At 47.6% G+C, this 12,481-nt stretch carries 10 protein-coding genes; 1 reads left to right on the forward strand and 9 read right to left on the reverse strand.

Annotated elements, in window-relative coordinates; translation table 11 throughout:
* Nucleotides 1–150: 150 nt before the first annotated feature.
* The 7 genes from ACYX4J_RS15625 to ACYX4J_RS15655 form a co-directional block, all read right to left on the reverse strand.
* Nucleotides 151–993 carry a right-handed parallel beta-helix repeat-containing protein gene (locus tag ACYX4J_RS15625; RefSeq protein ID WP_444898195.1) on the reverse strand — a complete coding sequence of 281 codons (843 nt, stop codon included), beginning with the start codon at nucleotides 991–993 and terminating at the stop codon, nucleotides 151–153.
* 223 nt (nucleotides 994–1,216) lie between these two features.
* On the reverse strand, nucleotides 1,217–2,038 hold the full coding sequence (locus ACYX4J_RS15630) for a right-handed parallel beta-helix repeat-containing protein (protein ID WP_444957041.1): 822 nt from the start codon (nucleotides 2,036–2,038) through the stop codon (nucleotides 1,217–1,219).
* Nucleotides 2,039–2,287: 249 nt separating this feature from the next.
* A complete protein-coding gene (locus ACYX4J_RS15635; RefSeq protein WP_476177018.1) occupies nucleotides 2,288–3,511 on the reverse strand; it encodes a VWA domain-containing protein in 1,224 nt (407 codons plus the stop codon).
* Nucleotides 3,499–5,802 carry a DUF5682 family protein gene (locus tag ACYX4J_RS15640; RefSeq protein ID WP_476177019.1) on the reverse strand — a complete coding sequence of 768 codons (2,304 nt, stop codon included), beginning with the start codon at nucleotides 5,800–5,802 and terminating at the stop codon, nucleotides 3,499–3,501. The genes ACYX4J_RS15635 and ACYX4J_RS15640 overlap by 13 nt, the downstream gene beginning before the upstream one ends.
* 10 nt (nucleotides 5,803–5,812) lie before the next feature.
* Entirely contained in the window at nucleotides 5,813–6,892 is a 1,080-nt protein-coding gene (locus tag ACYX4J_RS15645; protein WP_444898200.1) for an ATP-binding protein, read from the reverse strand.
* Between the two features lie 105 nt (nucleotides 6,893–6,997).
* Nucleotides 6,998–8,497: a DUF5691 domain-containing protein gene (locus tag ACYX4J_RS15650; protein WP_476177020.1), complete on the reverse strand. Its 1,500-nt coding sequence runs from the start codon at nucleotides 8,495–8,497 to the stop codon at nucleotides 6,998–7,000.
* Nucleotides 8,491–9,879, reverse strand: coding sequence for an SWIM zinc finger family protein (locus ACYX4J_RS15655; RefSeq protein ID WP_476177021.1), 1,389 nt, complete (start codon nucleotides 9,877–9,879; stop codon nucleotides 8,491–8,493). The genes ACYX4J_RS15650 and ACYX4J_RS15655 overlap by 7 nt, the downstream gene beginning before the upstream one ends.
* 365 nt (nucleotides 9,880–10,244) lie before the next feature.
* On the opposite strand from ACYX4J_RS15655, the gene ACYX4J_RS15660 reads away from it, so the two are divergent.
* Nucleotides 10,245–11,225, forward strand: a complete 981-nt coding sequence (locus ACYX4J_RS15660) for an alpha/beta hydrolase family protein (protein ID WP_476177022.1) — start codon at nucleotides 10,245–10,247, stop codon at nucleotides 11,223–11,225.
* Nucleotides 11,226–11,308: 83 nt separating this feature from the next.
* Here ACYX4J_RS15660 and ACYX4J_RS15665 read toward each other — a convergent pair whose 3' ends face one another.
* Together ACYX4J_RS15665 and ACYX4J_RS15670 are read right to left on the reverse strand one after the other, a co-directional pair.
* Nucleotides 11,309–11,647, reverse strand: a complete 339-nt coding sequence (locus ACYX4J_RS15665) for a YnfA family protein (protein ID WP_444898250.1) — start codon at nucleotides 11,645–11,647, stop codon at nucleotides 11,309–11,311.
* Nucleotides 11,648–11,667: 20 nt separating this feature from the next.
* Nucleotides 11,668–12,222: a hypothetical protein gene (locus ACYX4J_RS15670; protein WP_444916413.1), complete on the reverse strand. Its 555-nt coding sequence runs from the start codon at nucleotides 12,220–12,222 to the stop codon at nucleotides 11,668–11,670.
* Between the last annotated feature and the right edge of the window lie 259 nt (nucleotides 12,223–12,481).

Here is a 12,481-nt window from a genome sequence, read left to right on the forward strand (position 1 = left end):
GGCCGACTGGATATCCCTCAGGAATAAATATGAAAACGAAAATCTAAAGGGAAATCAGGCTTTCAGCAATTACACTAGCTGCAGTGTCCGCAATACTGTGGCGACACCATTAAACTGCCTGCAAGCCTATCAACTTATCGTAAAACGCTATTAATTTGACGTTACACAATCTCCGGAGGTAGTAGCGTCAGGTGAATTTCCTACCCAGTTATTCTCACAGGGGGCAGAATTATCATCTTGCAAGTCAAAATCCACATTGCCAGAGACAGTATTGCCTACGATATTGTTTCCAGTCTGGCCAAATAGCTCCATTAAGATTCCTGCAGTATTTGACCCTTGAGTGCCATTATTCTCCACCGTATTCTGGCTGATAAGACAGCTACTGGCGCTATTAATTTGTATTCCAGTTAAAGTATTATCCGATACTGTATTTGACGATATTATTGAACTGCTACCATCTACCTGTATACCCGTTATTTCATTTCGACTTATGTCATTAGAAAACAGATTATTTGTTCCCCCCGCGATTATAATACCTGTACCTGCATTATCCGATATATTTGATATGGTTAGCGTATTATTACTACTAACAAACTCAATACCAGAAGAAGTATTACCAGAGGTGTTCAGGCCGAACAAATTATGAATACCGGAACCTTCCACAGAAATACCTGTATTGCAATTAGATACAAACCCATCCTGTAACACCCCGCCCGATATTATGGCCGCAAAACCATCGACCAAAATTCCCACTGTAGTTCCATCACAACTCAGCGTATAACCATTCAAATCCAGATATCCGGTCGGCCCAGTTACAGTCAAAGCCGGGGTAACATTGCAGAGCAAATCTTGATCCAGTATTACCGGACTGGTTATGGTGTCTCCGCACTCAACAGCACCATTTGCTAGTGAACACAAAGATGCAGACAATAAAGAAGCCGCCAAAGAAGTTATCAATGCCTTGCTTATCACAGATCGAGATATAAAGCTCACGAGAGTCCTCCCAAATAAAGCTCAAATACAGAAAAGATATGTCATGCTGATTTTGAGTCAAAAACTGGTAACAGCCATGGGAAATTTGTCCGCAAAATTTAGTAAAATAGTTTAAGCGGGGAATGGAGCATATTGATATACAAGCTACAGGAATATAAATTGTAAAAGATAACACCACTACCGAAGCCACCATAGTGGCACTATCTTTTTATATCCGTATATTTCAATCCAGGCAGCTAGGATCTACAGTATCAAAAGTATTATTTCGCCATAAATTTGTACCATTGCAGGGATCACTGTTTAAATCTTGCGCATCGAAATCTTCATTGAGAATCCCCACATTTAAAATGATCAAATTATATTGCTGATCAAAATCATTCATTAAGATTCCTGCCGTTCCCGCACCTGAAGTGCCATTATTTTCCGATGCATTTTCAACGATCCAGCTATTACTGGAATCATTAATCTCTATTCCTGAGCCCATATTCTCAAAACAGAAATTCTCTGTTATATATGACCGATCACCATCTATCTGGATACCACTCAGGGTATTTTCCTCAAAAGTATTCTGGAAGACATTATTTCTCTCCCCACTAACAATTAGTCCAACCCCCGTATTTGCTTGAGCGGTACAGGCTGTCATATAGTTGCTATTGCTCACTAATTCAAATCCGGCACTGGCATTTGCAGTGGTCGATACCGCTTGAATATTATGGAATCCATCTCCATTCGCTAAAACACCCACCTCACAATCTGCAACCTGCCCTCCTCGAAGTAGCGCTGCACGCCCCTCTAACAGCACTCCAACTTCACTACCATCACATTGAACCTCGTACCCGGTCATATTCAAGCGTCCATCTGGGCCTATCACAGTTAAAGCAGGGCTGACATCACAAGTGAGATCCTCATCCAAAGTAACGGATGTGGTAATCGTATCCCCACATTCAACATCATCCGCAATCACTGGCTTGGAAATGGAAATGTTGGATATCCCGATCATTGAGACAATGGCGATTTTATAGAGACTTGAACGAGGGAGTTTCATCAAATTTTTCCTTAGCGCTGTGTTCGTTATTCATAGTCCAGGGTCATGCCTAGGTGATTTTGATCCAGCATTAAGAAAGAACCATGAGAAATTATTCCTAATAAAATGGGAATTTAGTTTGGGTTTTATGTTTAATATGCGCCAATACGGCTACGATTTTATGGGTTTTATTAAAGAAACGAGAGTTAGGGAGATGGCCAAATGATGGAGTGGGCGTCGCCCCTGCTCCATCATTTAGTGGATAAGAATTTAGGCTTTTGGCCGAACGGCTTTGATATCCTGATCTGCAGCCCAGTTAAGAACGTCTTCACGACGCAGCGCCGTTGCCATTAGGTCCGGGAATTGATCCGGTGTACAGGCAAAAACCGGAGAGCCTATCGCAGCAAACTCTTCCGCCAGCGACTGGTCATAAGATGGACGCCCATCATCACTGAGTGCCAGTAAGGTAATCACATTTACATCCTGGCGAACAAGGTTAGCAACCCGTGCTTTTAACTCCTCTTCATTCCCCCCTTCATACAGGTCGGTAATCAGGATTAAATGTGTCTTGCCAGGCCGTTCAATTTTATCCTCGCAATAAGCCACCGCCTGGTTAATGTCTGTGCCACCGCCCAGTTGCACGCCAAACAAAACGCTGACTGGGTCTTCCAGGTCCTCAGTAAGATCTACTATTGCGGTATCAAAGCAGACCAGTTTGGTTTTCACTGCCGGTATTGAAGCCATTACCGCTGCAAAGATTGAGCTGTACACCACCGATGTCGCCATGGAGCCGGACTGATCGACACATAGAATAACTTCATCCAGGTCCGCAAGTCGGCGACTTTGTCGCATAAAACCAATCAATTTCTCAGGCACCACTGTGTGGTAGTCATGTTGGTAGTGCCTGAGGTTTTGCTGGATGGTTCTATGCCAGTCGATATCAGCAAAGCGCGGCCTGAAACTGCGTTTTGATTTATTGACAGCTCCCCTAACCGCTTCTGTGGTCTTTCGCTCCAAGCGCTCCATCAGCTCGTCGACCACTTTCTTGATGACCTGGCGAGCAGTCTCAATAGTCTTTTCAGGCATCACTGAACGCAGACTGACCAAGTCTGCGACCAGGTGAACATCCGCTTCAATCGCCGACAAAAACTCGGGCTCCATGAGCATCTGCTTGAGGCCAAGGCGCTCAAACGCATCACGCTGGACAACTTGTACTACCGAAGTCGGAAAGAACTCGCGGATATCACCCAGCCAACGGGAAACTTGTGGCGACGAGCGAGACAAACCACCTCGACCTTTTTTACCAGACTCCGAGTCTCCGCCGCCATAAAGCGCAGTTAACGCTTGGGACAAACGCATATCCCGCTCAGAAAGCCCGGATTCACCTTCATCAGCCCCCAATACCAGGCGCCAACGGCGCTCCTTTTGTTGGTCTTTATCGACCGTTACCTCATCGGGTTGTTGCCCTTCAGACACTTCGTTTACTGCGCCCATGTCTTGTCCTTCTGGATTAACTTGCCGATACGCAATAGATGCTCTGACCACAACGGCAAAACTTCGGGATTAATGGCTTTGGATACCGAGTGGTTAGACCGGGCACCGAGTACCAGCTCCATCATGCGCCGACGCTCCATCGCATCGAGACTGGAAAATACGCGTCGGAACAAAGGCAAATACTCGATAAATATTTCTTCGTCCAGGTGCAGCAACCAGCGCTGTACTGCCCCCATCAATACCGGGTCGTACAGCAGACGCTCAACCGCTTCAGCAAAAAAGCCCTCGAAAAATCGTGCTGCATCAGCGGCAGCTACCGCTGGAGACAGTGATTTTTCCAGTAATTGCTGTAACCGATGCCCATCAATTCTCTCGGCCTGATACAAAAGACGCGCACAAAGGCCGCTAACTTGCAAACTGGAAAGAGAGCTATCTACCAGTTGCTCGAAGGCTTGCCACCAGTCCTCCATAACTTCATCACCCAACTCTGCCAATTGCAGTGCCTGGTGAGCGCTGTGAATACTGTTTCGCAGCCGTAGGGACTCTTCATCGTTAAGATTGCGACAGGCGTACGGCAGGGCCAAGGCAGATTGCATGGCTAATCGTTCTACCAGGCCGGCAACTTGCTCCAACGCTAATTCTCGCGCGGTACCATAGCGCTGAACCTGGATTAACGCCGGCAGGCTGTCGAGAAGCTCGATACCGTCACTGGCCAGAGCCGCTCTCTCGGCCAATCGCTTCAGCCCCGCTTCAGAAGCCCGGTGCAACTGAGATTCGAGGGACAGCAAAACCACTTCTGCTAATTTGCCCAAATGACTCTCAGCGGTAATCGCCTCGATAAGTTTATTGTTAGCCGCTTGCTCAATGGTGGAACCGTAAACTAAGTTTTCCACCAACTTAACTGCATACTCCGGCTGCCAGCTGAGCACCCAGTTTTCCCGAAAAGTACCGCGACTTTTTCCGGTATGGGAGGGTTTACCCCAAGGCACTTCCAGCACAGCAAGACGGTGCAGTAACGTAGATTTATTCAGGCCGATATCACTGCGTAAATCCAGGGAAACTTCTTTATCCAGAGCCGTGGGCTTTAGCTTGGTCTTTTTCTGCCAGCGCTGTAGATCCTCCAGCAGGGGCACCAGCGGGGCATCCTCGGGGATGGAGCCAACTTGTTCACCCAGTAGCAACTCTCTTTCTACCTGTTGCCAAATAAGGCGCTCGCCAAAACAGAGGCAGGCCACAGCGGCTTCAATAATTTCTTCAAACCCCGGAGCTGGACGATTTCTAACGGCTGCCAAACTGCGACTCAGACGCACGGCTTCAATAACCGAAGCCGTAGAGACCACTTGTCCACTTTCGCGCAATGCGCGCACCAGCCGCCCAAACCAAAGCTCCAGCCACTGCTCGCCGGTGCCCTCGCGCCAAATATGCTGATACCACATAGGTGCAGCAACCCCAGCCCCGTAACCGGAGGCCATCGCCAATCGCGGCGATGTCCAGGGAATCCAGGTGGTTTTCACTTTACTCTTGGGCAATTTCGCCGGCAGCTGTTTAATCAGTGCGCGGTCATCTTTTGCTGTGTGCTTTTCACGAAATGCCGGTAAGTGCCAGGCCCCACAGACTACAGCAACCTCACCTTCCACCCCTTTCTTTTCTTTGGCAATTTCCAGGCGCATATAGGCTTCGCGCAGTAAATCCCTTTGCGATAACGGCGCGGTTTCAGTTATTTCTCCGCGCAGCACGGTCATCGCCGACTCTACCCGGGCAAATATCTCCGCACTGTCATCGTTATTCTGCTCGATCAGGTCATTCCACCAGGCCTCACCATCTTCATAACCCGCCAGCTTCGCCAAAAGGCCGATAGGATCAGAGGTATCAGATGGTGGCTCTGGCTCGCCTGCCACCGCAGGGGAATCAGACTCTCCGCCGTTTTGCTCCGCTTCAGGGTCCTGGGCTTCAGATTGGAGTAACTGCGCCAGCTGGATATTAATGGGCAGATCAATGAATTTAACTTCTACCCCCTGTTGTACAGCCCATAGGCAGGCCTGGTACTCAGGGGAGTATTCCACAAACGGGTAGTAAAGGCTGGAGCCGGGCGACTCTGCAGCATAGCCGAGTAGCGCTACCGGCGGCTGCATCTGTGCGCTAGCCAGCAGAGGCAGTAATTCACTGCAATCAGCGGGGCCCTCTATCAATACTTTTTTTGGCTTCAGCTGATCCAACGCGGCGACAAGGCGCCGCGCAGAACCGGGCCCGTGGTGCCGAATACCAAAATAATGACAATCCACCTTGGACACGGGATATCCCTTACAGTACTTCGTTCATGGTGTGGTAGTAACCGGCAAAGTCTCGGCGCTTTTTCAGGACCGTTTCCAAGTACTCTTCCAATACAGCTTTATCCTGCACTGGATCTTTGACAATGGCACCCACCAAATTACTGGAAAGCTCTTCTGCACTGAATTTACCATCGCCAAACCAGTTCGCCTGGCTCAATCCACCCACCATTACCGCAATTGCCTCAGCTGTAGACAAGTTACCGGACGGTGTTTTCAGGGTTATTTTTCCATCGAGTGTTTCACCACCGCGCAGCTCGCGGAAAATGGTCACTATTTTCTCGATCTCTTCGCCGGCATTTGCCGGCACTGGCAACTCCAGGCTCTCACCCATTTCTGCCACGCGGCGAGAAATAATGCTGACCTCTTCATTCATATCATCGGGCAGCGGCAATACCACAACATTGAAACGACGTTTTAATGCGGAGGATAATTCATTAACGCCCTTATCGCGGTTATTGGCTGTTGCAATTACATTAAAACCGCGCTGCGCATAAACCGCATCATTCAACTCGGGGATCGGCAGCATTTTCTCTGACAACACGGTAATCAATGTATCCTGAACATCAGAACCCATACGAGTCAGCTCTTCCAAGCGACACAAAGTACCCTGCTCCATAGCGCGATATAAAGGCGTTGGCACCAGGGCTTCTTTGCTGGGGCCCTTTGCCAGCAGCTGAGCGTAGTTCCAGCCATATCGAATCTGGTTTTCATCGGTACCCGCCGTACACTGGATCACACGGGTACTGTTGCCACAGATCGCCGCAGACAGGTGTTCAGACACCCAGGACTTTGCCGTGCCCGGCACACCGAGTAACAGCAGTGCACGATCGGTGGCGAGGGTGGCAACAGCAGTTTCAATCAAGCGGCGGTTGCCGATATATTTTGCACTGATCTCAGCACCTTCAGCCGTTGTGCCGCCCATCAAGTATTTCACGACTGCCTGCGGAGACAGACTCCAATTCTCTGGTTTTTTTCCGGTGTCTTCTGCTTTTAAGGCATCCAGTTCTGATTGGTAGGTAATTTCAGCGGGTTGACGAAGTACGTCACTCATGGGGAATCCTTTTGTTTTACCTGCCCGGAAATTCACTGCTTATTTTATGAATTTTGCCGGGCAACGATCGGTCTTAAAATTAAATCTGTGTTGGGTGTGTATGGACTAAAGGCCATCCACGCCGGCAAGCTCGCTATTAAATCGAAGACAGTCAGTTGCGGGGTCTGCCCGTAGCACGCCCTGCTCAAAAAGCGCTTCCAGTAACTGTCGAGCGGTCTCTCTGGGTAACATCAAGCCCAACGCAGTCAACTCCCTCTGTAGATAAATAGACTGCAAATAACCACTCTCACTTAATTCCTCGACAACGAGCTTTAACAGCGCCTTCCAGGGTGACGTTTTTTTCAAATCATCCCAGGAGAGCTCCGTTAACGGTTCGGGCAAAAACTTGAGTAAATCCTGAAAATCCACTTTGGCCTTTTTATTGCGCAAAAGTCCAAACATCAATTCGGCACGGCGGGACTGTTCAAGACGCGGCAATAAACTGTGTAAGAGAGACATACCGGCCTCACCGGTATCCAGGTAGCTCTCAATATTGGTGACCAACAGGGCAATAGCCTTATCTGGCAAAGTATCTACCGCATTGGTAACAAAACTGTGGTTGTCATAATCGCGATTTTTATCGAGCTGCCAAGCCTCAGCTAAGTCAGTCACGCTGATATCCAGTGCTTCCGCAAGGCTTTGCAGAGATACCTTCTGCAAAAATTCCGAGCGAATGGCTTGCTGTTTTTTGCTCTTGAGCTTGCGGGGCAATAGTTGCAACTGCTTCTTTACCAAGCCCACTTTTTTTAATTCGTAAAACTCAGCCAATTCCTGTGCAGAAAACTCTTCCTGAGTATTAGATTCAAGTTCCGATGACAATCCCAATCGAGATAAATACTGATTGGCAAGACGTGCCACCTTTTGTGAACGATCTTTGAGCAGGGACTGTAAATATTCCCCATCGGACTCACTCAGCCGGATAGCAAGAACTCGCACGATCCTTAAACGCTTATCAGCGGGTTCGCGCCCGGCGCAGGTCTGGATCAAATTCAAAGCGGCGGCGGGGTTACTGAAGCGCAACTCCCTGAGCTTTGCCAAGCGACTGGCGGGATACCAATCATCCCAGTTTTCCTCGATTAACGCTTCAGAATCATCAATACTACCCCGCTCATTCGCGGCCCATTGTGACCAGGGAAGATATACTTCCGGCAAGCCTTCATCATTACTTGAGGGAAGCCAGTCCGCAGGATGGGCAATATATCCCCGCTGTAACAGCAACTTCAGGAGCAATCCGGTTTGCTCCATAGAGCGGGACTGAACGCTTTCAGTCACCCGTCGAAAATGGGCCCGCATTGGGTAGGGGAGCACGGGCTTATTCAACTCGGGCAACAAGGGAAATTCGCGTAATTCTGCTGGAGCCTGGGGCTGATAGAGTGCGCTTTGGTGCTGGCTGAGAAGCGCTACCGCCGCTGATGCCAAGCGCTCCTCTTCCAGGCCTTCAAACAATGGACGCCAGGACTCAGGTAGGGCCTCGAGCTCTAAGGGCAAATCACTGCCCACCATCCAACGCTGCTGTAGGCGCTCTACCAACAACTGCTCTTCCTGGATTTTCTCAGGCGTTAGCATGCGATTGTCCCCCACTCATCTGTACGCGCGCTGTGCAATTCAGCGCTGCTTCCATCCCACAAAATAAACGCCGCCTGTAATCTTGAACCCAGTAGTAGAGAGGGAATCTGTTCATTGTTGAGCGGTAGCGTTTGCTGCCCAGTCGAGCAGCGCCACCAATAATTGCCGTTGGCACAGCGCAGTAGACGCCCCCCTTCAAGAAGGTGCGGTACCTGCTCTATCCAGGGTTGCTGAGACAACTGCTTTTGGTAGTGGGAGAACACGCTCTCTTGCTGGGCTGGCCATCTCTGATTCACACCATCCTGCACCACTTTAAACTCCACAGGGAAAGCTCTCAGAGGCATGCGACCGGGATAAAAAACCAACTCCCCTTCTACACTGGCGCCGATACCAATGCCCACCTCCCGGCGCCCCGCAGAAGCCGGATAGTGATCCAACAACAGGGCAAATACTGGGGTATTACTATCAAGCTTGAGCAACCATGAAGCGTGGCTCACCAAACCATCGCGGCGGGTGCTCACTTTCTCTCCTACATTCTGCCAAATGCCCCTGTGTCTGAGGCTGGCTGGGTTTTCCAAGACCTGGTCACGGTTCTCGGCAACGGCAATAGCTCTGCGAGCATCCACATCTTCCTCATCGGTGAGCCAAGCACTGCTGAGTAACATTAATTGCCCCAGCTCCTTGAATACCACTTCCGCCTGTTTCTGTGGTCCAAGCCCCAGGGCCTTGGCTGGAAGCTCATCAACCCTGGATGCTAGGCCGGCGGCTTTGGCGTCTACCAAGCGCGCAGAGATATAGCGGCAGCGCTGGCGAAGTTCCTTGAGAAATCCCACCATGCCAGTGCGCAATTGATCCTCAACCCACTGCTGGAATTCACCTAGCCCAGTGGCGATACTCTTGTTGGTTTTAGCGCGTGTCTGCGCTGCCCGCTTAGCCCTGGCCGCTTCCTTTTTTTCCTGCGCCTCTTTACTTTCCGAGGTTTCCTCAGAAATACCGTGAATGTTTTTATTGGTAGAAACTTTTGTCTCAGCTTGGGCTTCAGGCTTACTCTTACGCCGCCGCCCCAACCACTCCACTACCCACTCCGGTGTTTCAGCCTCAATAAAGTCATCCGGGCCGTCGGCGAATTGCCACAGAAGGGCTAGAACATGCTTGCAGGGAAACTTACGTGAGGGGCAGGTACACTTGTAACCGTGATCTACTGTATCTGCCATGGTGTAATAGGGATTGGCCCCCGATCCTTGGCATTGCCCCCATATACAATTTACAGAAGCCGCTTTACCGCGCAAAGGCCATTTAGCCGGCTTCAACAGTTTTTTGGCTGCGTTTAAAGAAGCCTGGTCTGGGGCCAGTTCTTGCACAACCTCTAGGGAAATATTCATCTCTTGCCTTATACAGCCCAATACTGTACATAAATACAGCAATCGTATCTATGTAGCTATAGTGGCGCATAAAGTATCACGCAGCCCACAGAGATTAAAATCTAATTGCTTAAATTTTGATTTTGCCGTCACTCTTATTGATTTAGGACAAGAAGTACACTCGGCGAGCATTTATTTGGCACGATCGAACAATCTCCGAAGGAACAATGAATTCTCTCCTGCCAGTATTAGAGGGATTTCGCTTAGCTTCTCTTAACGAGAAGCCATTTTCAGGAACTGGCCATATTGGCACCAATTCAAGCCAAACCTAATCGCAACAAGATATCCTTCTCTATACGATTAGATCCATTGGATATCAACGGCCAGTGAAAAATGCGATTAAACTAAATACGATATTTGCTGTCATTAGCACATGCTTTAGCTTATCCAGCTTCTCTCAGAGAATTGCCAAACTTATTGAAAAATCTGAAAGCTTTCCTTTCAATGAGACAATAACCCCAGAGCAAATTAAAGACTTAGGATTTAAAAAAGGCAGCTATGATATAGGAAAAAGCAAAGAATACATCAGGTATTATTACGCTCCCGCCTCATCTCAAGACGGTATTCATTACTCCGTCAAATATGACACCGACGGCAAAGAAAGCACCGTTAAACTTGATTTACCAAAAGATGCTCTGAAAGAAAAATATTCTGGAACAGTGATTTTATTACATGGATTCCGATCATCGAAAGAGTTCATGTTATATTCTGCTCAGTACTTTCGCTTTCTTGGATTTCAGGTTGTGGCTCCGGATCTTCTTGGTCACGGGGAATCAAATAGCACCAAAAAATATGGCGTAGGAGATAGTGAAATCATCAATAAACTTATTGATGCACTAATCAGTAAAGGGAACATCAAGGGCAAGCCCTTATATATTGTAGGAAACTCCATGGGAGCCTTAACGGCTCTCTATATCTCAGCCATGAGATCTGACTTAAATGGCATTATTTTACTTGCCCCAATGGTCCCTTTTGATCAAGCCGTGTATAACTACGGTAGGCTCAATCATCCCATACTTAGCCGGGTTATACCCGAAAATAAAATTCGAAAAGGAGCAAATCTGGCTCTGGAGCAGTCTGGTATTGAACCGAGTGATACCAATATACTTCCCCTTCTCTATTCTTCCAAGCTCCCCATACTGCTAATATCCTCCCCCTCGGATCTAATTGCACCCTATGGTAATTATATAGCTTTAGATCAATCAAATATTAATTTGGTGAAAATTCCCAATAGAAGCCACCCAAGCATATCGACCATTGGAAATATTGAACACGAAGCAATTATCAGCTGGCTTAATAAACTGTAAGATATTTACGCGATCCAAGAATTTATTAGCCTTAAGGATTAATCACAAAGTCACCCTTAAATAAGGGCGTAGATTTATCAAATCTAATTGATCATCTGCCTCGGTGAAAACATGATAATAGCCATACCCAGCATTGCTACAGCGGCACCACTCACATCCCAAACCGTGGGTTTAACACCGTTAACCAGCCATAACCACATTATTGAGGAAAAAATATAAATTCCTCCATAGGCGGCATACACCCGGCCCGCTGGAGCCGGATGCAATGTCAATAACCAGGCAAATATCGCCAAACTTATACCGCCAGGAACTAGAAGCCAAATACTTTTGTCCTGCTTTAACCACAAGTAAGCCGTGTAGCAGCCTATTATCTCTGCAAGCGCCGTAGCCAGGAACAAAGCTATAGTTTTTATTTCAAACAGCAGCATGAACGTCTAGATATTTAGCTATTTACCGGACAAACATTTTCAAGACGCATTGTGAAGGCTCTTTTCATATATGAAAATTGTTCGATGGTCTCCATATGCTTACTCAGGGAGTTTCTTGCACGTGTGAATTTTCTCTTTTCCGCCGCATTCATTCCCTCGTTAAACATATATAAACTTTGCAGTGGCGCCATGGCAGTTTTCTCTGTGCGATAAAAAACATCATCAGACATCGCCAAATCAACCTTATCCCGTATGGAGCCATCCGGCATAATTTGCACCGATACGCTGGGAACGTAATTCGCAATAGGGCCTTCAAAGTTAAGAACGGTGGATTCCTTCTCACTCAATTTCTTCGCCACATAAACCTTAAGCTTGTTATTGCGCACTTCCAATTTTACAAATGGTTTAATTATTTTAAACTTCTCCTTATCCTCCTCAAATAGTTTCACGGATGCTTCAAGCATTACCAGGCTTTGAGTATTGATAAAGCGTTCATATTCTTCTAAGTGGCACGATGCCTGCACCCCACTACTCAACAAGAAACATAGACTAAAGGCTAATCTTTTCATTGATCTAAATATTATCCTTAATATTTGATAAATTGATCGCCTCAAACATCAACTGGCGCACTGGTTAACCCAGCACAGTTTAGACCTCATTGGCATCACTATTAGCCAGTGATTGCGCTTGAAACTTTCTTACGATAAAAAATACGTACCCTGCTTCTTTTTCCGATTAATTTACGCCACTAATAGTAAAAAAGGTGAAGCTGTTACAGCTTCACCTAACGGGTTTAGTAATTAAAAAAATCCTGATCTTTGCGGAAGT

It is taken from the genome of Microbulbifer sp. ABM4_008, assembly GCF_056311705.1.